At 64.7% G+C, this 26,168-nt stretch carries 18 protein-coding genes and 2 pseudogenes; 10 read left to right on the top strand and 10 right to left on the bottom strand.

Annotated elements, in window-relative coordinates:
* Window positions 1-411: 411 nt before the first annotated feature.
* The 3 genes from ACREXZ_RS04325 to ACREXZ_RS04315 all read right to left on the bottom strand — a co-directional run bounded on the left by ACREXZ_RS04325 (window position 412) and on the right by ACREXZ_RS04315 (window position 9,240).
* Window positions 412-4,941, bottom strand: coding sequence for an Lhr family helicase (locus tag ACREXZ_RS04325; RefSeq protein WP_431762793.1), 4,530 nt, complete (start codon window positions 4,939-4,941; stop codon window positions 412-414).
* Between the two features lie 170 nt (window positions 4,942-5,111).
* Window positions 5,112-8,366: an autotransporter outer membrane beta-barrel domain-containing protein gene (locus ACREXZ_RS04320; protein WP_431762968.1), complete on the bottom strand. Its 3,255-nt coding sequence runs from the start codon at window positions 8,364-8,366 to the stop codon at window positions 5,112-5,114.
* 532 nt (window positions 8,367-8,898) lie between these two features.
* Window positions 8,899-9,240, bottom strand: coding sequence for a carboxymuconolactone decarboxylase family protein (locus ACREXZ_RS04315; protein WP_431762792.1), 342 nt, complete (start codon window positions 9,238-9,240; stop codon window positions 8,899-8,901).
* Window positions 9,241-9,356: 116 nt separating this feature from the next.
* On the opposite strand from ACREXZ_RS04315, the gene ACREXZ_RS04310 reads away from it, so the two are divergent.
* Window positions 9,357-10,376, top strand: coding sequence for a cupin domain-containing protein (locus ACREXZ_RS04310; RefSeq protein ID WP_431762791.1), 1,020 nt, complete (start codon window positions 9,357-9,359; stop codon window positions 10,374-10,376).
* 35 nt (window positions 10,377-10,411) lie between these two features.
* On the opposite strand, the gene ACREXZ_RS04305 is transcribed toward ACREXZ_RS04310, so the two are convergent.
* Complete coding sequence (locus tag ACREXZ_RS04305; protein WP_431762790.1) at window positions 10,412-11,086, bottom strand: HAD family hydrolase; 675 nt, start codon at window positions 11,084-11,086, stop codon at window positions 10,412-10,414.
* Window positions 11,087-11,333: 247 nt separating this feature from the next.
* Between ACREXZ_RS04305 and ACREXZ_RS04300 the strand changes: the two genes are divergently transcribed.
* A complete protein-coding gene (locus ACREXZ_RS04300; protein ID WP_431762789.1) occupies window positions 11,334-11,558 on the top strand; it encodes a hypothetical protein in 225 nt (74 codons plus the stop codon).
* A gap of 49 nt (window positions 11,559-11,607) precedes the next feature.
* Here ACREXZ_RS04300 and ACREXZ_RS04295 read toward each other — a convergent pair whose 3' ends face one another.
* Entirely contained in the window at window positions 11,608-13,023 is a 1,416-nt protein-coding gene (locus ACREXZ_RS04295; RefSeq protein ID WP_431762788.1) for a carbohydrate-binding protein, read from the bottom strand.
* 250 nt (window positions 13,024-13,273) lie between these two features.
* Here ACREXZ_RS04295 and ACREXZ_RS04290 point away from each other — a divergent pair, with 250 nt between their 5' ends.
* The 3 genes and pseudogenes from ACREXZ_RS04290 to ACREXZ_RS04280 all read left to right on the top strand — a co-directional run bounded on the left by ACREXZ_RS04290 (window position 13,274) and on the right by ACREXZ_RS04280 (window position 14,599).
* Window positions 13,274-13,696, top strand: a complete 423-nt coding sequence (locus tag ACREXZ_RS04290; RefSeq protein ID WP_431762787.1) for a fascin domain-containing protein — start codon at window positions 13,274-13,276, stop codon at window positions 13,694-13,696.
* Window positions 13,697-13,732: 36 nt separating this feature from the next.
* Window positions 13,733-13,882 (top strand): annotated as a pseudogene (locus tag ACREXZ_RS04285) (DUF1488 family protein); the annotation flags it as partial.
* A gap of 117 nt (window positions 13,883-13,999) precedes the next feature.
* Window positions 14,000-14,599, top strand: coding sequence for a hypothetical protein (locus tag ACREXZ_RS04280; protein WP_431762967.1), 600 nt, complete (start codon window positions 14,000-14,002; stop codon window positions 14,597-14,599).
* Between the two features lie 54 nt (window positions 14,600-14,653).
* On the opposite strand, the gene ACREXZ_RS04275 is transcribed toward ACREXZ_RS04280, so the two are convergent.
* Window positions 14,654-14,992, bottom strand: a complete 339-nt coding sequence (locus tag ACREXZ_RS04275) for a BON domain-containing protein (protein ID WP_431762786.1) — start codon at window positions 14,990-14,992, stop codon at window positions 14,654-14,656.
* A 390-nt stretch (window positions 14,993-15,382) separates the two neighbouring features.
* Between ACREXZ_RS04275 and ACREXZ_RS04270 the strand changes: the two genes are divergently transcribed.
* Entirely contained in the window at window positions 15,383-16,888 is a 1,506-nt protein-coding gene (locus ACREXZ_RS04270; RefSeq protein ID WP_431762785.1) for an RNA polymerase factor sigma-54, read from the top strand.
* Window positions 16,889-16,991: 103 nt separating this feature from the next.
* On the opposite strand, the gene ACREXZ_RS04265 is transcribed toward ACREXZ_RS04270, so the two are convergent.
* On the bottom strand, window positions 16,992-18,314 hold the full coding sequence (locus tag ACREXZ_RS04265) for an MFS transporter (protein ID WP_431762784.1): 1,323 nt from the start codon (window positions 18,312-18,314) through the stop codon (window positions 16,992-16,994).
* 355 nt (window positions 18,315-18,669) lie between these two features.
* Here ACREXZ_RS04265 and ACREXZ_RS04260 point away from each other — a divergent pair, with 355 nt between their 5' ends.
* Complete coding sequence (locus ACREXZ_RS04260; RefSeq protein ID WP_431762783.1) at window positions 18,670-20,529, top strand: CPBP family intramembrane glutamic endopeptidase; 1,860 nt, start codon at window positions 18,670-18,672, stop codon at window positions 20,527-20,529.
* 84 nt (window positions 20,530-20,613) lie between these two features.
* Here ACREXZ_RS04260 and ACREXZ_RS04255 read toward each other — a convergent pair.
* Window positions 20,614-21,564, bottom strand: a pseudogene (locus ACREXZ_RS04255) (Dyp-type peroxidase); the annotation flags it as partial.
* A gap of 321 nt (window positions 21,565-21,885) precedes the next feature.
* Between ACREXZ_RS04255 and ACREXZ_RS04250 the strand changes: the two are divergent.
* From ACREXZ_RS04250 to ACREXZ_RS04240, 3 genes are all read left to right on the top strand, one after another.
* Window positions 21,886-22,710: an isocitrate lyase/PEP mutase family protein gene (locus tag ACREXZ_RS04250; RefSeq protein WP_431762782.1), complete on the top strand. Its 825-nt coding sequence runs from the start codon at window positions 21,886-21,888 to the stop codon at window positions 22,708-22,710.
* A 193-nt stretch (window positions 22,711-22,903) separates the two neighbouring features.
* Complete coding sequence (locus ACREXZ_RS04245) at window positions 22,904-23,869, top strand: D-2-hydroxyacid dehydrogenase family protein (RefSeq protein ID WP_431762781.1); 966 nt, start codon at window positions 22,904-22,906, stop codon at window positions 23,867-23,869.
* A gap of 68 nt (window positions 23,870-23,937) precedes the next feature.
* Complete coding sequence (locus ACREXZ_RS04240) at window positions 23,938-25,182, top strand: cystathionine gamma-synthase family protein (RefSeq protein WP_431762780.1); 1,245 nt, start codon at window positions 23,938-23,940, stop codon at window positions 25,180-25,182.
* Here the strand turns inward: ACREXZ_RS04240 and ACREXZ_RS04235 are convergent.
* Complete coding sequence (locus ACREXZ_RS04235; RefSeq protein WP_431762779.1) at window positions 25,179-25,304, bottom strand: hypothetical protein; 126 nt, start codon at window positions 25,302-25,304, stop codon at window positions 25,179-25,181. The genes ACREXZ_RS04240 and ACREXZ_RS04235 overlap by 4 nt on opposite strands.
* Window positions 25,305-25,386: 82 nt before the next feature.
* Window positions 25,387-26,091: an SDR family oxidoreductase gene (locus ACREXZ_RS04230; RefSeq protein ID WP_431762778.1), complete on the bottom strand. Its 705-nt coding sequence runs from the start codon at window positions 26,089-26,091 to the stop codon at window positions 25,387-25,389.
* Between the last annotated feature and the right edge of the window lie 77 nt (window positions 26,092-26,168).

Genomic DNA, 26,168 nt, shown 5'->3' with positions numbered 1-26,168 from the left:
GCTGGATCAGGGATGTAACGGATTGTTTCAATCGCGACCCACTCGTCATAAACGTAATGTGAGGTCCGCGACGACAGTGGAGGACGTTTGCTGCATTGACAGCACGAAGGGGAGATTTCGCAGTGGTTTAACCGCACTTCGTCGGCGAGGTAGTCTTTCCGCCGCTATGGAAGCTTACGGTCGTTTCGACCGATCACGATGATGGTGCCTTGTCGGGCGGGCGTTTGCGCAAATTCTTACGTACGCGTAAGCGTAATTTAAGTTTTTGTGAGGTTTTCTTTTTTGAGATCACCCGCGTATCGACAAAGTGGGTGGCGGCATGCGAAGCGCGACAACGCCGTGCGATCGATGTATGCACGCCGCACGTATCGACGTCGAACGCATGCGCGCCGCATCGCGCACGGGTTCGCGTCAATATCGTCGCGCGAGCAACAAACGCATTTCGTTTTTCGCCGCGCTGTCCGGGTCGCCGAGGTAAGCGAACTCGCCGGCAAGGAGCGTTGCGACCGGCACGCCGTCGCGATAGAGCACGCGATTGCCGGCCACCGCGGGTACCTTGTCGCCGGGCAGCAGGGTGCCGGGCAGATTCAGCGGATCGGTGCCGCCGACGCAGACGTATAGACCGTCGTTCGCATGACGGCGCATTTCGCGCAGCAGCGGAATCGCTTCGGGCAGTGCGAACTGCTCGCCCGACGGCCCGTTGACGAAGCGTCCGCCGCGCACCTGGCCACGCGCTTCGAGCCGCTGATACACGCGCAACAGATCGCGCCACGGCGGCAGCCATGCGGCTTCGCGTTCGAGCATCCGCCAGAACACGACGCCGTAGCGGCGCAGCAGCGCCATCGCGACGTGTTCGAGCACGTCGGCATCGAAGGTGGGGCGACGTGTGTTTGTCGCCGCGGCTGGCTCAGATTCGGTCGCCGTGGACGGACGTCGCAGCAACGCCCAGCGGCCCGCATCGTCCATACCGCCAATCAATGCACCCACCCTCGCACCGACTCGCGCGCGCCGGCTGCCGTAGTACGCGTTGCGCTTCGCAACCGGCTTGAGCAGCGCGCGCAGTCCCGCGAAACTGTCCGAATTCACGAGCCCGGCCGCGACGAGTTCGCCGAGCGCGTTCTCGAGTTCGACGCGCAGCATGTGCGCATCGGCGAGCAGTTCGTCGAAGAACATCGCGCCGTGCTGCGCGAGCACGTCGTGCACGCGTTGCGCGCGCGGCGACAGGTCGGCGCTTTGCGATGGCTCGAGTAGCGCGCTCCACACTGCGAGATCCCGACGCGGCAGCAGCACGACAGGTGTACTACGTACCGGCGCGGACGAGGCCCGCGCGCGATCAGTGAGCCGCGTCCAGACGATCTTGCCGGAGCGGCACAACTCGTCGAGCGACGTGATCGAATAGTCCTTGAGGCGTGCGGGCAGGATGTCGTCCTCCCATGCGCCGGCCGACGCCTCGAAGCCTTCCAGCTGATCGAGCATACCGGCGAGTGCGTCGCGGCCTTCGCCGCGCGTCGACGGGCTCACGTGCTGCCATTCGAACAGGAAGCGCATGAAGTCATGACGTTCGACCGGCTCGATCTCGCGTCGCAGCCGACGCACCGTATAGCGATGAATCCGCGCGAGCAGATGCCGTTCGCACCATTCCTCTTCGCGTGCGCCTGGCGTGAAGCGTCCGCGCATCACGTAGCCTTCCGCTTCGAGACGCGTGAGCGCAAGCGCGATGGCGGATGCGGGCAGCGCGAGCGGTCGCGCGATCGCGGACACGGGCAGCGGGCCGTAGCCCGTGAGCCGTGCGCGCACCACGTCGACGAGCGCATCGTCTTCGGTCCAGGGGTCCGCGTAGCCTTTCGGTGGCTGGATCGACGGCGCAATCGGCGCGGCCGGATAGATCGCACGCACGCATGCGAGGCGCTCCGCTGCAACCCACAGCACATCGTCTTGTGCGATCTGCATGCGTGTTGCGCGGCCCGCCTTCGCCAGCGTGTCGAGCCATGCCGGCCAGCCTTCGTTCTGCCGCGCTTCCGTATCGGTCACGCACGCGAGGCCGGTCAGCGCCTCGTGCATTTCGTCGGCATCGCGCACCTGCGGCCACGCTTCGTCGCACACGCTTGCGATTGCATCGGCATCGAGTGCACCGAGATCGTCGGCGGATTCGGGATCGGTCCAGCGACGGCTCAGCACGGCCTGCGTGCGACGCTCTTCGAGCGGCGCATCGTCGAGAAACGCGTACGGCTTTGCCGTCAGGATCTCGGCCGCGAGCGGCGACGGCGCGGGCAGTTCGCGCGTGACGAGCGTGACTTCGCCGGCCTCGATGCGTCGCAGCAGTCGCAGCCAGCCGTCGGTGTCCATCGCTTCGTGCAGACAGTCGTCGACGGTCTGATCGACGAGCGGGTGCGTCGGCAACTCGCGTTCGCCGACGATGTTCTCGAGGCACGCGACCTGATCCGGAAACACGGTGGCGAGCAGATCCTCGCTACGCATGCGCTGCAATTGCGGCGCGGTCTTGCGGCCACCCGTGTAGCGCGGCAGCGCGAGCGCAGTGGTCGCGTTCCAGCGCCAGCGCACACCGAATAGCGGCGCGTCGAGCAGCGCCTGGATCAGGATGTGTTCGGCCGTGTTCGAATGCAGGTAGCGCCACACTTCATCGAGCGCGAAGCTATGACTGCCCGTCAGCGACAGGATGATCGCGTCTTCGGTCGCGGCCGCCTGCAACTCGAAGTTGAACGTGCGGCAGAAGCGCTTGCGCAGCGCGAGGCCCCACGCGCGATTGATCCGGCTGCCGAACGGCGCGTGAATGACAAGCTGCGTGCCGCCCGATTCGTCGAAGAAGCGCTCCATCACGAGCGTGTCCTGCGTCGGCAGCACGGTAAGCGCCGCGCGGGCGCGCGCGAGATAGTCGGCGATCTGCTGCGCGGCGGGTTCCGTGAGACCGAGCTCGCTGGTCAGCCATGCGACGGCACGTGGGACGTTTGCGCCATGGGCGAGCGAGACAGGCGTCGCATCGGCGATGGGTGCATCCGATGCGTCGTCGGCTGTGACCAGCGCGAGTGTTTTGTGTGCCGCGGCTTTTTTCGCCGCCGCGCGTTTCGCGCTGACCGTTGCAGACGATGCGTCGCGTTCGTCGAGCAGCGCTTCGATCCGTGCGCGCAGTCGTGCCACGCCGAATGACAACTCGTCGCTACGTCCCGGCGCTTCGCCGAGCCAGAACGGAATGTTCGGCGGCTGTCCCTGCGCATCGGCGACCCGAACGCGACCCGACTCCACCCGCAGGATGCGGTACGACGCGTTGCCGAGCTGGAACACGTCGCCCGCGAGGCTCTCCACCGCGAAGTCTTCGTTAACGGTGCCGATGTTGACGCCCTGCGGCTCGAGCAGCACCGCGTAATCCGCGTTCTCGGGAATCGTGCCGCCCGACGTCACCGCGACCAGCTTGCCGCCGCGCCGTCCGCGCAGTGTGCCGTTCACTGCGTCGCGATGCAGATACGCGGCGCGCGGGCCGTGCCGGCTCGTGTAGCCCTCGGCGAGCATGCGCAGGATCGCGTCGTAGTGTTCGCGCGCGAGGTCCGCGTAGGGCGCCGCGTGACGGAAGCAGTCGAACAGCGCGTCCTCGCTCCATTCGGCGTTCGATACCTCGGCGACGATCTGTTGTGCGAGCACGTCGAGCGGCGCACGCGGCACCTGCAACGCGTCGAGTTCGCCGCGTCGCACGCAGTCGAGCAGTGCCGCGCATTCGAGCAGATCGTCGCGCGACGTCGGGAACAGACGACCCTTCGGCATTCCGCCGACCTGGTGTCCCGACCGCCCGACACGCTGCAGGAACGGCGCGATTGCGCGCGGCGAACCTAGCTGGCATACGAGATCGACGTCGCCGATATCGATGCCGAGTTCGAGCGATGCAGTCGCGATCAGCACGCGCAGGTCGCCGCGCTTCAGACGCTGCTCGGCATCGAAGCGATGTTCTTTCGCGAGACTGCCGTGGTGTGCGGCGACCACGTCCTTGCCGAGACGATCGGTCAGATAGCGCGCCGCGCGTTCAGCCATGCGCCGCGTGTTGACGAACACGAGCGTCGTGCGATGCTGCGCGACGAGTTCGGCGAGCCGGTCGTACACGCGTTCCCACACGTCGTTGGCCATCACGGCTTCGAGCGGCACCGGCGGAAGTTCGAGCGCGAGATCGCGTGCGCGCGTGTGGCCCACGTCGACGATCGCGCATTCCGACGGATCAGGCGGCGCGTTGCCGTCGTCGCCGTCGAGGCTCGCGCCGCCGATCAGAAAGCGTGCGACCGTCGCGACCGGCTTTTGCGTCGCCGACAGACCGATGCGTGGCAGACGTCGTCCACACAGCGCGTCGAGGCGTTCGAGACTGAGCACGAGATGACTGCCGCGCTTGGTGCCGGCAATCGCGTGAATTTCATCGACGATCACGGTGCGCGTCGTCGCGAGCATTGCGCGGCCCGAATCGGAACCGAGCAGCACGTACAGCGATTCCGGCGTCGTAACGAGAATGTGCGGCGCGCGTTTGCGCAGCGCGCTGCGTTCCTGCTGCGTGGTGTCGCCGGTGCGCACGGCGGTGCGGATGTCGAGCGTGGGCAAGCCGCGCTCCGCGAGTTCGGCGGCGATACCTTCGAGCGGCACCTGCAGGTTCAGCCGGATGTCGTTCGACAGCGCCTTCAGCGGCGACACGTAGACGACGAGCGTTTCGTCCGGCAGCGCGCCATTATTTGCGAGGCCGTCGCGGACGAGTTCGTCGAGCGCGGACAGGAATGCAGTGAGCGTCTTGCCGGAGCCGGTCGGCGCGGCGACGAGCGTCGAGCGGCCGCTGCGGATCGACGGCCACGCGGCGACCTGCGCGTCGGTCGGCGCCGCGAACGTCTTCAGAAACCAGCCGGCGACCGCCGGATGAAAATCGGCCAGTACGCCGGCCGGGGGCAGGGCGGAAGTCATGGAGCCGTAGTTGGGGGCGCGGCGGTCGATATCCAGCCGATTGTCAGCCGACCGTTCGCACCGTGCGATCTTTGCGATGGGGAGGGGTCAGTCTCGCAGGTTTCCGGTGGCCGTGCACGCGGCAATCGCGGCAGGCCGGCTCCTTTTTTACGTCGCGCCACAGCGATTCATCACCACGCCCAGCGCACGCCCGCATCCCCCATGATTGTCCGCTGATGCGCTCCGCCGAGGTTAGTGACCCAGTTCGCGGTCGCGAACACGCTGGCCCGCTTGCCGACCTGCGCGGCGATGCCCGCGCCGATCTGGCCGGACGTCTGCCCGACCTGCGTGCTGAGCGCCGTGGCGCCGCCGTACGTGACCGTATCGCTCGCGCCGAATGCACGCAGCACGCTCACGCGCAGCCACGGCTGCCAGTCGATGCCCGCGCTGTTGAAGGTGCCCTTCAGCCTCACACCGAGCCGTCCTGTGAACGTGTTGCCGTCGTCGAACGCGACGCTCGACACACCGTCGTTGAGATCGTTGATCGACAGATGCTGCCAGGTGATCTGCGCCTGCGGCTCGACGGTCAGCCCATTGCCGAGCGGCAGCGGCAGGCCGGCCTCGACCGATCCGCTGACGGAGGTACCGTGCGTTGTCGCGCCGATGTTGTCGCTTGAACGCGGATCGACGGTCAGGGTGCTGCCCATCAGCACGGTGTCGGTGTACCAGCCGCCGGGGCCGACGTGAGTCCAGTAGCCACCGAGGCTGTACGTGTTGATCGCCAGATGGCCTGCGTCGACGTTCGGCGTGCCGAGCGCGAAGCCTTCGACGTCGCCGGTCGCGCGCGCGAAGCCGACGAACAGACCGTAGTGGTTGCGATGGCCGCTCGCGCTGCGATCCGCGTACAGGTCCTGACCGGCCTGCGCGCCGTACACCGAGCCGTCGAATTCGGGGCTCGCCGCGCCGCTCTGGCTCAACACGTCGTGGCCGCCCCAGGCACGGGCCCACGCGGCGGGCAGCGGACCATTGCCGTCGAGCAGCGACTGGTCGCCGTGACGGTCGTGGAACGTATCGATCTGCAGCAGACCGAGCTGCCGCGCGACGCCTGGAACCGCGGCATAGACCGGCACCTCGATGCGGTACAGCGGCAGCGGGTCCGAACCCGCGGCGGGTGGCTCCGGCAGCGGCGGCGTGCCGACGGCCGCGATCGGCTCCTCGGGGGGCGGCTCGCCGGGCGTCCGCGGTTCCGGTTGCGGCGCGACCGTGTTGCGCAGATACCAGTCGTTGCCGGTGCCGGTCGTCACGCCGCCTTTCGCGAGGTAGTACGAATACGCGCCAGCGTCCACCGGCGTGGCGAGCGTAAACGCACCGTTCGTCGTGGTCGCGCCGTTCACGGACTGCACGACCTGGATGCCGTCCGCGACCGTCTGCGCCCCTGCGCCACCGACGTTCGTGATCTTCAGGTCGGTCGTGCCGCTGCCCGTGCCGCCGTCGATCACGAGCCGGTCGGACGCGGCGCCGTCCCCTGCGACGACGGTATTGAGGCCCATCGTGCCGTTCTGCCCGACGTAGTTGCCGCGCACGACGAGCTGGTTGCCGACGCCGCTGCCGCCAATCTGCACGAGCGCGGCATTGCTCAGCGAACCGGCGATCGTGAAGCTGCCGTTCGCGCCGCCTGCGAATGACGGTATCGACGACAGCGCGTTCGCGACCGCGATCGTGCCCGCGTTCGTCACGGGGCCGCTGACGCTGCCGTAGCCGCCGAGCGTCGCGCCGGCTGCCACCGATACGCCGCCGTTACCGGCCAGCGCCGCGTTGGTGTGCGCCGCGTCGCCGACCGCGAGCGTGCCGGCGGCGACCGTCGTCGCGCCCGTGTAGCTGCTGACGCCGGTCATCAGCAGGCTGCCGCTGCCGGCCTTGGTGAATGCGCCGCTGCCGGTGACGGGCTGCGCGAGCGTGGAGGCGAACGACTGCGTGTCGAACGTACCGCCGCCCGAGCCGAGCGTGACCGCGCGACTCGCCGCGAGGTCGAATGCCTGCGTGAGTTGCAGCGTCCCGCCATTGAACGTGAGGCCGCCGCTTGTCGCGCCGAGCGCGTTGTCCGCGCCCACCGCGAGCGTGCCCGCGCTGATCGTCGTGCCGCCCGCATACGTGTTGCCGCCCGCCGCCGACGGCGCGAGCGTCAGCGTGCCCGCGCCGGCTTTTTCGACCGCGCCGCTGCCGGAGATCGTGCCCGCGTAGGTGCCCGCCGTGTCCTGCGCGAAGCGTACGAGACCGTTGTCGGTGACGTTCTGCGGCAGGTTCTGCGCGTTCGCCTGCAACGTCGCGCCCCCGTCGACGAGCGCGGCCGCCGACACGCCGAGTGTGCCTGTCAGATTCAGTGTGCCGGTCTGCACGTGTGCCAGCGTGAACGTGCCGCTCCCGGTCCAGTTCCACAGCGTGCCCTGCATCAGCAGTGTCTGGAAGTTCGTGAACGCGTTCGACGCGGTGCCGGTGCCCTGCAGCGTCACTGTGTTCGTGCCGCTGCCGCCGTTCGCGGCGCCGTTGATCACCGAGCCCGTCTGCAGGATCAGCGAGTTGTTGCCGTTGCCCATCGAGATCGCCGTGCCGCCGCCGCCCTGCACGAGGCCTGCATTGATCACGGTGCTATTGCCGTTCAGCGTGCGGATGCCCGCGGCGCTCTGGCTGATGATCTGGCCGCCCGCGCGGTTTTCGATCGTCGCGGTGAAGCTCGAGGCGACCGTGTTCGAGAACACCGCGTCCGCGCCGTTGCCGCTCGCGGTGATCGTGCCGGTGTTGACGAGGCTGTCGTTGTTGCCCTGCATATAGACGGTGGTGCTCGACGTGCCGGTGGTCGACAGCGTGCCACTGTTCGTGACGGTGCCGCTGCCGCCGAGAATCGACGCCGCGCGCGCGTTGCTGCCGGACGTCGACACGGTGCCGGTGTTGGTCAGCGTGTTGTTCGACTGGCCGGTGTTGGTTTGCCCCCAGGCCGCGCTCATGCCGTACGCGTTGGGGCCACTCGTCGTGATCGTGCCGTTGTTGACGAGCGTATTGCCGCTGCCGTTCGCGGCCATACCGTCGTTGAAGGCGCCGGTCGTGGTGATCGTCGCGCCCGTTGCGTTGGTCAGCGTGTTCGTGTTGCCGACGCCGAGCAGCACCGCGCCGCGCGCAGTCCCCGTACTGCCGCCGCCGGTCAGCGACAGACTGCCGCCGTTCGAGATCTGGCTGGTGTTGTCGACGCTGAAGACGGTGGCCGTCGCGCCGCGCGTGAAGCTGCCCGTGGTACTCGCATCGGCGTTGATCGCGACGTTTGCGGCGCCGGTCGCAGCCGTGACCGGCGCCGTGATCGTGCCGGTACAGGTGACGGTTGTACCGGCCGTCGGCGCGCCGTTGCTGCATGCGGCCATCGCTGACGGACCGAAAGCTTCCGACAGGAGGACCATACCGCTCACGCCAATTCCAAGTGACTTTCTCATCGTTATTGTCCTCGTATATGCAGGGAATAAAACGACGGCACTCGAACGCATGAGAGTTATAGCATTCCTTACATTAAAGGAAAGGTGGGGATTTAATTGATTGACGGTTTTGTCGATTGGGTCGTGGTTAATCCGCCGTTGCCCGTCGTGACACGTTGCGCTGAGGTGGATCTGGGAATGACGTCCACTGTATGTTTCGTAAGACGGTTCGAATCGCCCGTCTTTATTCGCTTGCGGGACGATTTTCTTTATTCAATAAGCTTTCAGATAACGGATGGGTGACGCCGCATTCGCTGCCGGTCCGGCAGTGGATTTTTCATCGCTGCGTTATGTTTGCGCGGTTGGATTTTTTGTTGCCCATTTTCGCGAACGGGAGTCTCAGGCAATGCGAACCAGCAGATCGGTGCGCTGCAGCAGGCGGCTGCGCGCTCGACGTGGGCGTCAAGTTCATCGACACCCGACGTCTACGCGAGCGGCTTCTCCGAAATGGTTGACCGTGTTACTGCGCGCTGTGCGCCGCGACCGCGTCCATCGTGCGCGCGGAGTACACGAGCGCCGCGCCCGCATTGATCGAGATCGCGACGCCGAGCGCTTCGGCGATCTCTTCGCGGGTCGCACCGTGCTTCAGCGCTTCGCCGGTGTGCACGGCGATACAGCCATCGCAGCGCAACGTTACCGCGACTGCAAGCGCGATCAGCTCGCGCGTCTTCGCGTCGAAGTGGCCGGTCTTTTGTCCGGCCGACGACAGCATCTGATAAGCCTTCACGGTGTCCGGCGACAGCCTTGCGATCTCGCCGATACGGCCCGTCAGCTCCTTGCGATAATCGATCCAGTCCAGCATGGCTTGCTCCTTGTCGAGGGTGCGCGGGCCGGATGCCCTGCGCGTTGAAGCCAGTATTGCGCGGTGCAGCGATCTCCTGAATACTCGCTCGACTCTTCTTTTAGCGGGATCGTCTCATGGATACGCTCAGCCGCCTGATCGACCTTGCGCGCCCGCAGGCGAGCCTCGATCTGCGCTGTCTGTTTGCCGGACCGTTCACCGTCGACCATGCGCCCGAAGAACCGGGCATCGCGCCGTTTCATCTGGTGCTGGACGGTGCATGCATCATCGAAACGTCGGAAGGGCGCACGCCGCTGTCATTGCGCGCAGGCGATTTCGTGCTGTTTCCGCGCGGTGCAGCGCATCGAGTGCGCGAGCGTCGAACTGAATCTCCCGACCGCGACCGGCCCACGCCTATTCCGCAGCCATTCACGCTGAGCCACGACGGCTTGCTGCCAGTGCGGCGCAACGGCGACCCTACCGAAGAGGTCGAACTCAATCTGCTGTGCGGCCGCTTCATCTATACGAGCGGACCGGCCGCGCTGCTGCTCGATTCACTGCCCGATCCGCTGCATGTGTCGCTGTCGGATGCGTTACCCGATGTGTTCGCAGGCGCCGCGTACGATCTTCCCACTGCCGGATCTGCTGCATCCACTGGCCACGCGCTGCGCACGCTGACGACGCTGATGCGTGGCGAAGCGCAACAGCGCGCGCCGGGCGCGCTTGCGATCGTCACCGCGTTGAGTCAGGCATTGCTCGCGCTCGCATTGCGCGCACACGGCGGTAGCGACGAGTCCGCGACGCAGTCCGGCGTGCTGACGCTGCTGTCCGATCCGCGTTTGCGCGGGTCGGTCGAAGCGATGTTGAACACACCCGAACGCGCGTGGACGCTTGCGGAGCTCGGTGACGTTGCGGCGATGTCGCGGGCCACGTACGCGCGCCACTTCACCGAGCGTGCGGGCATGACTCCGATGGAGTTCCTGACACAGCTGCGGATGGCGATCGCGAGCGACCTGCTGCTGCGTACGCAGCGCAGTGCCGCCGACATCGGGATGGCGGTCGGGTATCAGTCGGAGGCGGCGTTCGGCAAGGCATTCCAGCAAAGTACCGGCGAGACGCCGGGGCGTTACCGGCGCAGGCCGAAAGCGCAGCAATAGCGGCGCGTGACGGTGCGCGTGGTGCTTGCCGCTCGTTACGGTCGCGCGGCAACCTCATCAAGATGCAGCAGCAGATCCGCCGGATCTTCGTACACGCGCAGTGCGCCGGCGCGTTCGAGTTCTTCCATGCCATAGCCGCCCGACAGCAGCCCGACGCCCAGCGCGCGGCAACGTCGCGCGGCGAGCATGTCCCAGATGCTGTCGCCGACGACGACCGCGTGTTCGATCGGCGTGCCCAGCCGGTGCGCAGCCGCGACGAACAGATCGGGATCGGGCTTCGCGTATTTCACGTCGTCGCGCGTGACGATCACCGACTTCGACGGATCGATGCCGAGCGCTTCGAGGTTCAGGCGTGCCGTTTCCATCCGGCCGCTCGTCGCGACAGCCCAACGCGTGCCGGCATGCGTCAGCGCATGGAGCAGCGCCTTTGCGCCCGGCAGCGGACACACCTGCGCACGCATCCGCGTATAGGCGTCCGCATGTGCGCGGCGCAGCCGCTCCACCCGTTCAGCACTGATTTCGCCACCGGTCTCGCGCAGCAACTGGTTTGTGAACAGACCGCCGCTCATGCCGATCTTGCGGTGAATACGCCATACCGACAGCTCGATCCCTTCCGCGTCGAGCGCTTCTTTCCATGCGAGCACGTGTTGATAGACGCTGTCGACCAGCGTGCCGTCGAGGTCGAACAGGAAGGACGTTTCGATACGCATGATGTTCTCCGTGAAAGAAAGTCGACGTTACACGATTCGTGCGGCATGGATGGCGACGAGAGAGCGAAAAAATTACGCCGGTCCGTGTAATTTACCGCCGTCGCGAGTGCGCATGGTGCGTTGCGAAAAATACGTCGCAGCACGGCTGTGCGATGCGCACAGGGTCTGGCCCGTACTTTCGTACGGTACGAGGCACGGTGTTTGCTCCATTGCAATCGGGTTGCCACCAAAGCCAGGAGGGCTTGCAATGAAGCTGAACACGATGCAGATGAAGAACGTTCTCGTGGTCGCATCGATCGCGCTCGTCACGCTCGGCGTAGCCGGCTGCAAGCGGGCGGACAACAGCGGGGCGAGCGGCGACAACAGCGCGAGTAGCAGCAGTACCGGCGCGATGAGCGCGCCTGCGGCGAGCAGCGGTCCGGCGGATGCAAGCGCAAGCGCGCCGGCCGCTGCGTCGGGTGCGAGCCAGTAACGATGTGAAGGGCTGGCGCGTGCGCTAACCACGCGCCAGCCCCTGCTCACTATCCGCCCGACGCGAGATCGTTGGCGAACCGGTTGGTGTAGCCAAGCGCCCCCACGCCACCGATCGAATTGCACGTCGGCGATGCGGTGCCGCTAGGCGCGCAGTCGGCATCGCGATCGAGCGACCAGAAGTGGAGACCTACCAGTCCGTTCTGTTTCACGAAGGTCGAAACGGTATCCACGTCGGTGGGCGTGAACGTCTCGCCGGCCGTGTCATTGCCGCCGATCATCGGCGTGACCTCGATCTGGTTGTACGGCACGCCCCAGTGATCGTGCAGGTTCAGCGCTGCCTGGATCGTCGATTGCCCCATCTGGCATGCGCCGCCCGAAAGCACGCAATTACCCGGAAGCGCGGAACCGTAGTCCATCGTCATCAGGTTGATGGTGTAGTTCTGCAGGCCGTAGGTCTTGATTGCCTGCATGACCCAGTCGCCGTAGGTATTGAAACTGTCCGGCGCGCTCGAGCCCCACGAAGTGGCCTGGGAGGCGCCTGACGGGGCAGGGGCAACGGTCGCGAGCGTAAAGCTGAAGCGCAGATTCGGGTACTGTTTCTGGGCTGCGACGACGCGTTGTATGAGGTCGTTGATGACCTGCTGCGTCTGTCCTCCCTCAATGTCGAAATCGATCCCGACAAGATTCTTCGACGCGTAACGATTGATGAACGTCGTCATGCCCGCATCGGTACCGCACGTAAATACCCCCGCCGCGCCGCCTGTCGAAAGCACATAGTTGATGTTCGACCCAGTAAAGAGCGACACGTTTGCCGTTGCGATGGCACTGCCACTGACGCCGCCCCAGCTCTCGCTACCGCACTCGCCCGTCGCAAAGGCGAGCGTCAGTGTACGTACGCTGGTCGGCAAGACGGTCAGCACGGGACTCAGGTTGCCGGTCACGTTCGTGGAGATCGTGTTGGTGTTCCAGTTCATCGAGATCGACGCGTCCTTGTATGGACTGTAGATGAATCCCGGCGCCGTCCCGGTGGGGGCACCCGTGGACCCTCCTCCTGATGGCGGAGTGGTGCCGGTCGAACCGGAGTCCGCGCCGACGAGCGTCCACAGAGAGGTCGTCGTCGGATTCCAGCCGGTGCTCGAATAATCGGTCTGATTGACGAGTGCCTGGTAATCGTTGCCGTTGTAACTCACGACGGTTCCCGCCGTGTAATACGTATCAGGAGCCCACGCATTAGCCGCCGATGCCCGTTCGGATGACGCTCCGAACAGCAGCAATGCCGCCGTGGCACTCAATGCCACCTGCATTGCTATTGAGGATCGCTTTTTCAGCGTGGGCCTGTTCTCTTTTCCTTTAATGCTAGTTGCCTGATTGAGCACACGACGGACAAGGGATGTGGGAAAGTTGAATTGCATGCTGTTCTCCATGTTCTTGATTGTCGATGAGGGATAGACATTGACCAGCACAGCACTACCGATTCGCATAAGATTTACGCGAAACGGCAGCGACCCATCATCGGAAGTTTTCGTGTACCCGTCAATTGAACCCAAGAGATTATTGGCTTAATACCCAGATAAAATGGGCATGTGGGTCAGGCAATGTTCCCATAATGTCAGATTCGCAGGATCCGGATCGATGTCGAATTTCTGAGCGCTTATGCGTCAATGCGCAATGAGTCGGTATATTGCTTCGAGATATCCATGGAAGTCACTCAAATTGAATAATTTTTCATCGGTGACTCGGGATTGGATTCAATTATTCGTTTCGCATTTAAATTTATTGCAGAATTATTTGCTGAGGAATTTCCATGGGAATTTCACGTCGCACCATTTGAAGGGCGATGCCGCGACTGCGATCTTGACGGCAATCGAAGCCCCTTTGCTTTCGGGGGCGTGGCCGCCGCGAGCCAATAGCCTGTATGTCACTGCCGGGAACGCAGGCAGCCGGCCGCTGATTGCCAATCGCGCGAGTGTCGGTCCCTGGCAGACTTTCGACCTGATCGTTCAGCCGAATAGCGACAGCGCGCTGGCGTTCCGATTGTTGCAACGCACACACGGCGACCTTTTTCCACCCTGTTTTATGGGTTTTTTCGCATTCTTCCGAAAATTTTTCGCATCAACGAGAACCCATCATGTCTAACTTCCGGACGACCCGCCCACATTCGACGGCGCGCACGTGGAGGGCGAGGCGGTGGTCCGTGAAATCGCGGCGGAGGCGCTCGAAGATCACTTCGGCACCGGTTCGCCGCTGGAGTGCGTGCTACTCGCCGCATTCAGGTGCTGCAGGCAGCGCGTCCGTCCGGTGTGCGCTGCGGCGCTCGAGCAGAACAGCGGTGCGAGCGTGGTACAACACAGCGGACTCTTTCGTGTGGAGGGAATGGAAACGGATCGCGATGAATCCTGGCGTAGATCGCGTTTCCATATCGATCCAGAGGAGGCTGACATGTCATTGATTGTCGCTGCACGCTATACGACGTTTCCGTCTGCGGAGCAGGCCGCCCGGCATTTATTCGAAAGCGGCTTCGTCGAAGAGGACGTCACGCTGTTCTTCGTCAATCCGCGCGGACAGCATGCGCGGTTTCCCGTCGGCGAAGACATGAACAAGGACCCGGTTCCCGTCGATGCGCCGAAGGGCGCCGGCAAGGGCGTCACGATCGGCGCGGTGGCGGGCGCGGTGGTCGGCGTCGCGATCTTCGCGGCGTTCGCGGCACCGCTGCTCATATCGATTATCGCGGCCGGCGTCGGCGCGTATGTGGGTTCGCTGGTCGGCGCGATGTTGCATAGGCGCGACGGCGACCGGCCGGGGCATCACGAGTTCGTGCATCGCGAAGTGCGCGGTTCCGGTGTGCTGCTCGCCGTGCATGTATCGACTGACACGCAGCAGCAGGCGGCGCGCGTGCTGCGCGATACAGGCGGTGTGGAAGTGGAGCGTGCGAGCGGGCGCTGGCAGCAGGGACGCTGGGCCGATTTCGATCCGACACGGACCCCGGCGCCGCTTGACCGCACGAGCGAGGAGCAGATGCAGAACCCGAGTTCTGCGTGAGCGCGTCGCGAAGAAACGCTATTGCGACGCGCCCGACGGCGATCCGCCGCAACGTTATTCCGCCGCGATCTTCAGATGATTCTTCACGCCCTTCACGCCGTCGACGTTCTGCACGACGTCCTGCGCCGCGCTCTTGTCGTCGGCCGACGGCACCGTGCCCGACAGCCACACGATGCCCTTGCGCGTCTTCACGTGAATGTGGGTCGACTTCACGTTCTTCGCGCCGAGCAGATCGGCCTTGACCTTCGTGGTGACCGTGCCGTCGTCGATGTGCTGGCCGATCGTTTCCGATGAAGCGGAAGGCGCGGAAGCATTCGTCTGCGCGGTGGCGTTCAGTGCAAACGCGACGCATGCGATGCTGCCAGCAGCCTTGAGGAACTGAATTGTTTTCATGCATTCTCCTTCCGGTTGTTGATGAATGCGGCGGTTTAACTGCCTTGCTGCGGTCTCTCGACCCGATTCGAAAAGCGAGGGCATCCGTCCACCTGCACGGAACCCGCAAGGGCGATGCCCGGAAAATCTTGCGATGCGCTGTGCGTACAACCAGACCGTGCCGAGGCGCGGCGTCACGGGAAATGCAGGCACATCGTCCGGCCGGAAGAAGCGTCGTGCGTTGCAACGCGCGATGTCCGCATTTTTCCGGGGCCTTGTAAAAACGGCGCCTGTGGCAGCAGGTCTCAGGCCACGTCGATTGGACAAAGCGTCGATAAAACAGCACGTTGTGGAAACTGGCACAGGAGTTGCTGTTTTAAAGGTCGAATTTCAATCACAGGACAACCGACGATGCCTCATTCGCTTGAATTGCGCGCAAGACAATCGCTGGCGCTGACGCCGCGTCTGCAGCAATCGGTACGCCTGCTGCAACTGTCCTCGCTCGAGTTTCAGCAGGAACTCAGGACAGCACTCGATACCAATCCGTTTCTCGAGTACGACTCGTCGCAAACCGAGGACGTCGCGCTCGAAACGTCGTCGACGGCCAATACCGCCGATACCGCGACTGCGGGTGAAAGCACGGGACTCGAACGCGATGCATCCGGCGATACGGCGGTGGCCGAACTGCATGACGTCCAGGATGCGCCGGCCACATCGCAAGACGATGCACACGACGACCACGGCGCCGATTTCCCCGGCGATCCGTACAGCCGCGGCTCGTCGCGTGCGAACGGCGACGGCGAGGGCGCGGACCCATCCGCGTGGGCACACGTGCAACCGACACTGCATGAACAGCTACACGATTCGCTGTGTCTGTATCGCCTCGACGAGCGCGATCGCGAAGCGGCGCGTCTCGTGATCGAAGCGCTCGACGACGATGGCTATCTGCGTCAATCGTTCGAAGACCTCGCGACGCTCGTCGATTTCGAGCCTGCATTGACCGAAGACGAGCTGCTCATCGCACTGCGGCTCGTGCAGTCGCTCGACCGTCCCGGGCTCGCGGCGCGCTCGCTGTCCGAATGCCTGATGCTGCAGATCGACGCGCTACCGGAAGACACGCCCGCGCGCGATGTCGCGCGCGAGATCGTCGAGCATCATCTGGAGCGACTCGCGCGACGCGAGCACGCGGAGTTGCAGAAGCAGACCGGCTGCAGCGCCGAGATGCTGCGCGAAGCGTGCGCGTTGGTGCGCCGGCTCGATCCGAAGCCGGGCGACACCTACGGTCGCACGGAAGATAACTACGTGGTGCCCGATGTGATCGTGCGTCAGGTACGCAACAAGTGGGTCGTCGCGATCAACCCGGGGGTGCTGCCACGGGCCCGCATTCACAGGATGTACGCGGAACTGTTCGCGCAGTCGTCCTGCACGAGCCGTTCGCCGCTCGCGCAGCAGTTGCAGGAAGCGCGCTGGCTGATCCGCAACGCGCGGCAGCGTTTCGATACGATCCAGCGTGTCGCCGAATGCATCGTTACGCATCAGAAAGCGTTTTTCCAGTACGGTGAGATCGCGCTGAAGCCACTCGTGCTGCGCGACGTTGCGGACGAACTCGGCCTGCACGAATCGACGATCTCGCGCGCGACGGGCAACAAGTACATGGCGACGCCGCGCGGCATTTTCGAGTTCAAGCACTTCTTCCCGCGCGAACTCGGTACCGAAAGCGGCGGCACCTGTTCGGCCGCGGCCGTACGCGCGCTGCTGAAGGAAATGATCGCCGCGGAGAACGTGCGCGATCCGCTGTCCGACGTGACGCTCGCAAAAATGCTCGCTGATCAGGGCGTGCTGGTCGCTCGCCGCACGGTCGCGAAGTATCGGCATCTGATGAAGGTGCCGCCCGCGGAATTGCGGCGGCAGGTGTAGGTCTGGATCGAGCGGTGAGGGTGTCGGGCCGGCGTGAGTGCCGGCCTCATGCGTTTTGCGTCTTGTGATTGAGCGCGGTTCGAATAGTTTTCACGCGCGGTTTTCACCCCCGAGGCAACGCCGCTCGCGGCACCATCCCGAGACTACGCACCGTCGACACGCCAAGCACACCCGTAACGATCGCGGTGAACAGATACAACCCCGACGGCCCCGCAATACTCATCATCGCGGACGAGAGCGTCGGGCCGCTGCTTGCGCCGAGCGAGAAGATCAGCAGCAGGCCGGCGCTCACCGCGACGCGCTGGTCGGCGGGAATGCAGTCGTTCACGTACGACGTGAGCACGCCGTACAGCGAGAACGCAAGACCCACGTACAGGTAGCCAAGCACATCGAGCAGCGGGCCACCGCTCAGCACGAACAGCAGCGTGCTGCATGCCGTGCAGACGACGGTGATCGCGAGTACGATGCGGCGCCGGTCGAAGCGGTCCGCGAGCCGCAGCACCGGCCATTGCGGCACGAGTGCAGCCAGCAGCGCAAAGCCCATGAAGTGCGCGACGTCCTCGACCGGGTAGCCAAGACGGCGCATGAACACCGGCTGCATCGTGTAGAACGCAGCGTTCAGCATGCCCGCCGCCGCGCAGCCGATCAATCCGAGCGGTGCCCACGTGGCGACCGCGCGCAACCCGGAGATACCAAGAGCGAGCTTCGAGCCCGGCGCGCGATGACTCTGCGCGGCGGGCATGTCGCCGGCCAGCGCGACCGGAATCAGCGATGCGGAAAACAGCGCGCTTACCACGCTGAACAGCATGAAGCCCGCGGGATCAGCGAGCCCGATCAGAAACTGGCCGATGCCGACGCCCAGATAGTTCGCGATCAGGTACGCGGAGAACACGCGTCCGCGGTGCGCGTTGCTCGCCACCTGATGCAGCCAGCTCTCGACCACCGTGTAGATGCCGACGAGACAGAAGCCCGTGACGAAGCGCAGCAAGGCCCAGACGGACGCGTCGTTCCATGCCGCGTAGCCGAGCGCACAGCACGCCGCGGCGGCAGCGAACGTGACGAACGCACGATGATGACCCACCCGTCCGATCAGCACGCCGCCCCACAGCGCGCCGGCCATGAAGCCGACGTAGTAAGCGGACTGCACGATACCGACGACGATCGACGGCGCCTGCTGCTGGATCAGCCGCAGCGAGATCAGCGTGCTGAGCAGGCCGTTGCCGGTGATCAGGATCGCGTAGCCGAGCAGCAGCACGGTGGTCGCCCGCAGGCCGGACGGGGTGGACGGCACAGGGGCGTCGAGCGATGCCGGTGGCGAGGGCTGTACAGTTGACGCAGGCGGCGCCGATTCGAGCGCCGTGGACGCGACCACGGACTGCGGCAGCGGAGTGGAGCCGCAGGGCGGGAGGTCGTGCGCCGTTTTCATCGTGTGGCACCTGTCTTGTCGTGCTCGTTGTGCAACTGGGCGCGACCGTCGCGCGCGTCCTGCCGGGTTTTCCTGATGACTCTAGCGCCGTCTTGCGTCGCACCGCTTGACGCCGTGCGACGCTCGCTTGCACGCCGGCGACTTTTGCCCGGTGGACCCGGTAGAAGAGAACGCGCGACGGGCCGGGTTCGCGTACCGCTTCGTTTGCCGACACACATTTTCCATTCATGACATTGTGCACGGTCCGGATTCGGTAATATCGGGCGAACGGTCCGCTTCGGCGCACGCCGTCCTGTCCGTCCGGCCGGCCAGCCGGACCTCGAAAACACAAGAATCACACAACAAAACCAGACCAATGCTTCGCGGGATATCGACCTTCGTTGTTGCCGTCGCGGCGCTCACGGTTGCCGTTTCCTCCGTGTGCGCCGTCGCTGCGCCTTCGCCTTCTGCTTCCGTTCCGTCTTCGACGGCGCTCACCGTCGTGCCGGTCGACGTGCTGCGCGCACCCGACCAGGCCGCCGAACTCGTCTCGAACCGCCAGCGCGCGGCCTACGATGCCGTGCTCGGCGCCTATCGCGACGCGCTGCGCGCGCATCCCGCTGACGCCACGCTCGCGGTCGCCGAATGCCACTACATCCAGCGCTTCGCGTGGTCGGAGGATCTGAGCTGGAGCGAGGCGGCGTCGAAGGACCTCGAAAGCTGCATGACGATGCTCGGCCGGCAGTTCGCGGACGACCCCGAGGCGCGCCTCGCGCAGCTCGACACCCGCTACGGCAAGGCGGCGATCGCGTACGGCGAACCGCTGCTCGCGCGCTCCGCCGGTTGGACCGTCGCGCAGCGGGCGCGGCTGCATAGCTCGCTGTCGCGCGCGTATGGCGCGCAGGGCGACAGGCAGCACGCCGGCGAACAGGCACTGTTCGCGGTGCGGCTCGATCCGTCCAGCGAACGGCTCGGCGAAGCGCTTCACTATCTGGCGCGCGAACAGCGCGCGCCGGAAGCGGTCGCACTGCTGGCGGCCACGCCGTTGCCGAAATTCCCGTGGCTGGAAACCCAGCGGATCAACATCGCGATCGAGGTGCTGCCGCCGCCCATCGCGCGCGACGAACTGCGCCGCGCGCAACATGCCGGCCTGCAGATCGACGCGTACACAGTGGCTCGCGCGCTGCAACACGCCGGCGATGCAAAGGGCGCACAGGCCGCGCTGGTCACCGTCCCGCCGCTTGCCGGAGAGATCGTGCAGCGACGCCAGTTCCGTCTCGACGTCGCGTTCGCGAACCACGATGCCGCGGCCGCCGCGAAGGTGCTCGGCGACTGGGTCAAGCAGTCGGGCAGTACGACGGCGCTCGCGCTGTCGTATGCACATCTGATCGCGCTGAGTCCCTCGAAAGCGTTCGCGCCGGCCCTCGCGCCGCTGGCTGGCACGCTGATCACGTACATGCTGATGCTCGCGATGTCGCCGGCGTTGCTGCTGTTTCCTGTCCACTATCGCGGCACCGTGCGGGCACGCGTCGGCAAGCCGCTCGAACCGCTGTTCGACAGGATCGGGCTGCGGCATGCGTGGTATGCGTTCGCGGTCTACTTCGTCGCGTTGTATATCGTCCCGTCGTTCCGCTCGGGGGCGGTCGCACCCGCCTATGGCGGGGACGTGCTGACGTCGCTGGTCTGGCAGCGGCAGCTGACGATATCGATGCTGTGGGTGCTCGCGATCGGCGCGCTCGGCCTCGGCTGGGTCGCGATGCGGATGTCGTGGCGCGAATGGCTCGGCAGCGGCCGATGGAAGGTATGGTGGTTTCTCGCGCCGCTCGCGTGCGTCGGTTACGCGTTGTTCGAGTACTGGAAGTACCGGCACGGCACGCACCTCGTGCAGCCCGGGTGGCCGACCACATGGGTAATGGGGCTGGTCGGCGGCGCGCGGTCGATCGGTGGGCTGCCGCTTGCATTGTTGATCGTCGCGGGGCTGATTCCGTTATTCGAGGAGTTCGTGTTTCGCGCGTGTCTGCTGGGCGGGCTGACGCGGCACCTGAGCTTCGGCTGGGCGAATGTGTGCCAGGCGGCCGTATTCGCTGGGATGCACCGCGACCCGCAGCGCCTCGTGTTCTACTTCGCGCTCGCGGTGGTGGCCGGCTGGCTCGCGAAGAAGACGAAGGGGCTCGCGGTGCCGATCGTGTTGCATGCGGTGAATAACGCGGTGTTTGTGTTGATGATGGTGCGGTAGCGTGTGAGGGAGCTGGGGCCATGCATCGCGTTCATAGCCTTTTCGCTCCGTCTTTGCTAACCGTTAAAGCAACCGCTAGCCAACCGCCCCCGGCTTCCGCTCTGAAAGCTCTTCAAGCAACGTCGCCGACGGAACGAAGAACAACCCACCTGTCACCGCACGGCTGTAATCGAGCAGCCGATCATAATTGCCCGGCGGCCGTCCGACGAACATGTTCTCGAGCATCTGCTCGATCGGGGCCGGCGAGTTTGCATAACCGATGAAGTAGGTACCGAACTCGCCTGCGCCCGGGCGGCCGAACGGCATGTTGTCGCGCAGGATTTTGATTTCCCGGCCGTTTTCGTCGAGCGTCGTCAGCGAACTGTGCGAGCACGACGGTTTTACTTCTTCCGCGAGTTCGACGTCGGACAGTTTCTTGCGGCCGATGATGCGCTCCTGCGCCTCGACCGGAAGTGCATTCCACGCGGTCATGTCGTGCAGGTATTTCTGCACGATCACGTAACTGCCGCCCGCGAAGTCGGGATCCTGATCTCCGATCAACGCGAACTCGTCGCGTTCGCGGCCTCGAGGGTTTTCGGTGCCGTCGACGAAACCCACCATCGCTCGCAGGTCGAAATAGCGGAAGCCGTGAACCTCGTCGACGACCGACACCGCTTCGTTGAGTCGCTCCATCAATAGCGCAGCGAGTTCGAAACATAGATCCATATGGTCGGCACGGATGTGCAGCAGCATGTCGCCGGGCGTGCCGATCGCGCGACGGTCGCCGTCGCCGAATTCGCGGAACGTGTGCAGGGACGCGGGGCGCGGCGCGCCGAACAGCGTGTCCCATGCGGTGGAGCCGAAACCGCACACGCACGACAGGTTGCCGGTCGGAACGCGTGTGCCGACCGAGCGAACGAGTGCGTCGACGTCGGCGCACAGGTCGCGCACGGTCTCCGCAGGTTTGTCGCCTGACTTGAGCGTCGCGACGATGAAGATCGCGCTACGCGTGATGGGACTGCATACGGCTTGCGGTTCGGGGAGATCGTCGGGCATCGGCGGGTTTTTCTTTCTCGATACGTTAGGGATCCCGGCGGAGCGGGGCGCGTTGTTCGCGGACAGCAGGGCCGCGTTGGGTGCTTCTGCGTCGACTAGGTTAGTGGATTCTCGGGAATGGCGCGAGAGGGGAAACAATTTTGTGGATGGGGCGTGGGGCGTGCCGTGCTGGCGCACCCGCCGCGTGGTACAGAAAGTAAAATCAGTATCACTGCCCGAAACGTCTTCGACATCGCGATCGATCTCCCCATGATCGACGCGGAGATCACCTGAATCCGTGCGGACGCCCGCGAGCGCTTCCTTCATCATCTGGAGTTCACCATGCCACGAACCGTTGCCGAAAAACGCGCCGCCTTCCGTGCCTTGCACGCGTCGGGATGCTTCATGCTGCCGAATCCGTGGGACATCGGCAGCGCCCGCTATCTCGCGAGCCTGGGCTTCGCGGCCATCGCGACCACGAGCTCGGGATACGCGTGGTCGACGGGCCACGCCGACAACCACGTGGGCCGCGACGCGATCCTCGCGCATCTGCGCACGATGGTCGAGGCGACCGATCTGCCCGTCAACGCGGACTTCGAAAACGGCTTCGGCGCCGATCCCGCCGGCGTAGCCGAGAGCGTGAGGCTGGCCATCGCGACCGGTGTGGCTGGTCTGTCGATCGAAGATTCCACCGGCGACGCCGCTGCGCCGCTGTTTCCGCTCGAGGTCGCGGTGGCGCGGCTCGAGGCAGCGCGTCGCGCGATCGACGAAAACGGCGGCGATACGTTGCTGATCGGCCGCGCGGAAAATTTCGTCGTCGGTGTCCCCGATCTCGACGACACGCTCGTACGTCTGCAGGCGTACGCGGCAGCCGGTGCGGATTGCCTCTACGCGCCGGGCGTCCGCACGCGCGAGCAGATCGAGGCGGTGATCGCCGCCGTGGCCCCGAAGCCTGTGAACGTGCTCATCGGTGCAAACTCGGCCTTCACGTTGCAGGACCTGACCGCGCTCGGCGTGCGACGCGTGAGCGTAGGCGGCGCGCTTGCACGGGTCGCGTGGGGCGGCTTCATGCAGGCAGCGCAGGCGCTCGCGCAAGGCCGCTTCGATGGCTTCGGCGATGCTGCGTCCGGCGCGCAACTGAATGCATTGTTTGTCGGGAACGACTGATCCGTGTTGAACCGTTGTCGATCTGAAATGACCGGCCCTGTCGATGCGGCAATCGATGCCGCGCTCGCAGTCGCCCAATGAGCATTGACGGTAGAATTCCTGCCAACGCAGATCTCGCGCATAAGGGCAACGCATTGGACAGCGCGTATGGCCAGCCCCGTTTCTATCGTTTGCAACACCTGGAGTGCTCAGAGTGACTCAAGTGCCCCGTATCAAGGTCGCGGTTCTCGACGATTACCAGAACGTCGCATTGAACATGGCGGACTGGTCACCACTGGACCACCGTGCAGACATCACCGTGTTCAACGACCACGTCGATGACGTCGGCAAACTGGTCGATCGTCTGAAGCCCTTCGACGTGGTGTGCGCGATGCGTGAGCGTACGCCGCTCACGCGAGAAATCATCGAGCGCCTGCCGAGCCTGAAACTCATCGCTTCGACCGGAGCCGCGAATGCGTCGATCGACCTGGACGCCGCTGCCGAACGCGGCATCAAGGTCTGTCACACAGGTTATTCGTCCACGCCGACGATCGAGTTCACGTGGGCACTGATTCTCTCGATGGCCCGCAATATTCCGCTCGAACATCAGTCGCTGCGTGAGGGCGGATGGCAGCTTTCGCTTGGCGAGGAGCTGGCGGGCAAGACGCTCGGTTTGCTGGGTCTTGGCCGGGTCGGATCGGCGGTCGGTGTCATCGGACGCGCTTTCCGGATGAATGTCGTCGCGTGGAGTCAGAATTTGACCGAAGAGCGCGCAGCGGAGAAGGGCGTACAGCTTGTCACGAGAGACGTGCTGTTCTCGACAGCAGATTTCCTGTCGATCCATCTGCGCCTGAGCGAGCGGACCCGTCATCTTGTCGGTGCGGCCGAATTCGCGCAGATGAAGTCGACGAGCCGGCTGATCAATACCTCGCGAGGCCCGATCGTCGACGAGGCTGCGCTCATCGACGCACTGACCACGGGGCGGATCGCCGGTGCCGCGGTCGATGTGTACGACGAGGAGCCGCCTGGCGAGTCGCATCCTTTGCGCCGGTTACCGAACCTGCTGGCTACGCCACACATCGGGTACGGTTCGAAAGAACTCTATCGCACGTTCTATGGCGACACGGTGCAGAACATCGTTCGCTGGCTTGACGAAACCAGCGGTTCCGCTCACGACTAGCGTCCGTGTTTAGTGCGAGTGGCGCGCTTGCTTCAGCTTATCCTGACTGACCCTGACTCGACCGAACCATGACTGACCGCAATCCCACCACCGAAAACCTGCATTCCGATCGCCATTTCGGTGTCGAACACGGCGGCATTCACAAGCCGATCCATCCGTCGGTGCAATACGGCTTCGAGCGGGTGGAGGATCTCATCGGCGTCTTCCAGGGGACGCTCAAAGGGGGCTTCAACTACGCACGCCAGGGCACGCCCACGTCGGCCGCGCTGGAGTCCAAGCTCACGCGCCTGGAGGGTGGAGTCGGCACGGTGACGTTCAGCACCGGTATGGCCGCGCTGAGCGCGGTCTTCCTCACGCTGCTGCGTAGCGGTGATCATGTGGTGTCCAGCCGCTATGTGTTCGGCAACACGAACAGTCTCTTCGGCACGCTGCAGGGGCTGGGCGTGGCGGTCAGCAAGGTCGACGCCGGATCGGTCGCCGCGGTGGAGGCGGCGCTGCAGCCGACCACCCGCATCGTATTCGTCGAGACCATTGCGAATCCGGGCACCCAGGTGCCGGATCTTGCCGCGATCGGAGCGCTCTGCCGCGAGCGTGGAATCCTGTACGTCGTCGACAACACCATCACTTCGCCCGCGCTGTTCAAGCCCGGTAGTGTCGGTGCCGGACTGGTCGTCAACTCGCTGACCAAGACGATCGCGGGTCATGGCTCGGCGCTCGGGGGCGCGGTCACCGACACGGGCTGCTTCGACTGGCAGGCATTCCCGAACATCGTCGATAGCTACCGGCACGGCGACCCCGCGCAGTGGGGTCTCGCGCAGATCCGCAAGAAGGGGCTGCGGGATATGGGCGGTACGCTCTCGTCGGAACAGGCGCATCGCATCAGCGTCGGTGCCGAAACGCTGGCGTTGCGCGTGCAGCAGACGAGTGCCACCGCGCTGACGCTGGCCCGCCATCTGGAGTCTCATCCGGCTGTGGCCGCGGTGCGCTATCCGTGGCTGGAATCGCATCCGCAGCACGCGATGGCGCGCAAGCACTTCGCTGCGGGGTCGTGGCTTGTGTCGTTCGAGTTGCGCGATGTGCAGACGATGCTGGGGGTGATCAATCGTCTGCGCATCCCGATCAAGGCGACCGGCATGGGCGACACGCGCACGCTGGTGATCCCGGTCGCACCGACGATCTTCTGGGAAGCCGGCGCCGAGGTGCGTGCGGAAATGGGCATCGCCGACGGGCTGATCCGCGTCTCCGTCGGCCTGGAAGATGCCAACGATCTTCTGGAGGACTTCGACCAGGCGCTCAGCGCACGTGCGCCTTAAAGGCTTTTCCCGATCGCCTGTTTGCGAACGAGCGGGATCTGGAGATTCGTCGGCCGGTTCTCTTCCTTGTCGATGCTCACCCAGTCGCCAACCAGGCTCGCTTTGATCTGTTCTATGTTCATGCGGTCCGTCCTTGATGTGCGATGGGGGAGTGAGGCTTCGGCCAGCGAGAACGGGGGATCGAGTTTTCGCTGGCGTCGTCGATCAACCGCCCATCACGTCTTTCAGATACAGGCTGTGCGACAGGCCCTGTTTTACCCGACGGGTGAGTTCATCGACCATCACTTCTTCATCGCCGGCTTCGACGGCGTCGAGTGCCTGGTGCACGACATCCTCGGGCGTGGCCTTGGCGATGTCGAAGCCGCGCGTGAGATCGGTGTCGATATATCCGGCGTGAAAGCCGACCACCTGGGTACCCTGAGCGCGCAGCTCGTGACGCAGCGCGTTTGTCAGCGTCCATGCGGCGGCTTTCGAGACGCCGTAGCCGCCGATGGCCGGGGTATTCACCCAGCTTAAAACCGACAGAATGTTGAGCATGGCGCCACCGCCATGACCGCCCAGGATGCCCGCAAATGCCCGGCTCATCGCGAGCATTCCGAAGACGTTGGTTTCCAGCTGTTCGCGCAAAGCGGCAGCACCTTCCGCCTGTGTGACGCTGGCGACACGGGCAATACCGGCGTTGTTGATCAGCAGCGTAACGTCGCCGCAGTGTTCGGCGGCAGCGGTCACGTCAGCTGCGTGGGTGACGTCGAGCTTCACGGGTGTGACACCGGCTAGCGTAACGCTGGATGGATTGCGCGCGGCGGCGTAGACCTTTTTCGCCCCACGGGCTAAAGATTGCTGCGCGAACTGCAGACCCAGACCGCGATTTGCACCGGTGACAAGAACGACAGCGCCTTCAATTTTCATGAACGTTCCTTTCGCGCTGTCTCGTAGCGCATGGATTGCAATCGTCAATCGTTATTTCGATGTATGGCTCGTCGTCT

Source organism: Paraburkholderia sp. (assembly GCF_050742655.1).
GTDB lineage: Bacteria > Pseudomonadota > Gammaproteobacteria > Burkholderiales > Burkholderiaceae > Paraburkholderia.
Note: the sequence above shows the minus strand (reverse complement) of the source record. Positions and strands in the feature narration are given on the sequence as shown.

Excerpts from the sequence above, each read along its gene's own strand:
- ACREXZ_RS04240 (WP_431762780.1), top strand. The coding sequence starts at position 23,938 with ATGACTGACCGCAATCCCACCACCGAAAACCTGCATTCCGATCGCCAT.
- ACREXZ_RS04325 (WP_431762793.1), bottom strand. The coding sequence starts at position 4,941 with ATGACTTCCGCCCTGCCCCCGGCCGGCGTACTGGCCGATTTTCATCCG.
- ACREXZ_RS04305 (WP_431762790.1), bottom strand. The coding sequence starts at position 11,086 with ATGCGTATCGAAACGTCCTTCCTGTTCGACCTCGACGGCACGCTGGTC.
- ACREXZ_RS04315 (WP_431762792.1), bottom strand. The coding sequence starts at position 9,240 with ATGCTGGACTGGATCGATTATCGCAAGGAGCTGACGGGCCGTATCGGC.
- ACREXZ_RS04320 (WP_431762968.1), bottom strand. The coding sequence starts at position 8,366 with ATGGTCCTCCTGTCGGAAGCTTTCGGTCCGTCAGCGATGGCCGCATGC.
- ACREXZ_RS04310 (WP_431762791.1), top strand. The coding sequence starts at position 9,357 with ATGGATACGCTCAGCCGCCTGATCGACCTTGCGCGCCCGCAGGCGAGC.
- ACREXZ_RS04235 (WP_431762779.1), bottom strand. The coding sequence starts at position 25,304 with ATGAACATAGAACAGATCAAAGCGAGCCTGGTTGGCGACTGGGTGAGC.
- ACREXZ_RS04275 (WP_431762786.1), bottom strand. The coding sequence starts at position 14,992 with ATGAAAACAATTCAGTTCCTCAAGGCTGCTGGCAGCATCGCATGCGTC.
- ACREXZ_RS04265 (WP_431762784.1), bottom strand. The coding sequence starts at position 18,314 with ATGAAAACGGCGCACGACCTCCCGCCCTGCGGCTCCACTCCGCTGCCG.
- ACREXZ_RS04280 (WP_431762967.1), top strand. The coding sequence starts at position 14,000 with ATGTCATTGATTGTCGCTGCACGCTATACGACGTTTCCGTCTGCGGAG.
- ACREXZ_RS04300 (WP_431762789.1), top strand. The coding sequence starts at position 11,334 with ATGAAGCTGAACACGATGCAGATGAAGAACGTTCTCGTGGTCGCATCG.
- ACREXZ_RS04230 (WP_431762778.1), bottom strand. The coding sequence starts at position 26,091 with ATGAAAATTGAAGGCGCTGTCGTTCTTGTCACCGGTGCAAATCGCGGT.
- ACREXZ_RS04250 (WP_431762782.1), top strand. The coding sequence starts at position 21,886 with ATGCCACGAACCGTTGCCGAAAAACGCGCCGCCTTCCGTGCCTTGCAC.
- ACREXZ_RS04260 (WP_431762783.1), top strand. The coding sequence starts at position 18,670 with ATGCTTCGCGGGATATCGACCTTCGTTGTTGCCGTCGCGGCGCTCACG.
- ACREXZ_RS04270 (WP_431762785.1), top strand. The coding sequence starts at position 15,383 with ATGCCTCATTCGCTTGAATTGCGCGCAAGACAATCGCTGGCGCTGACG.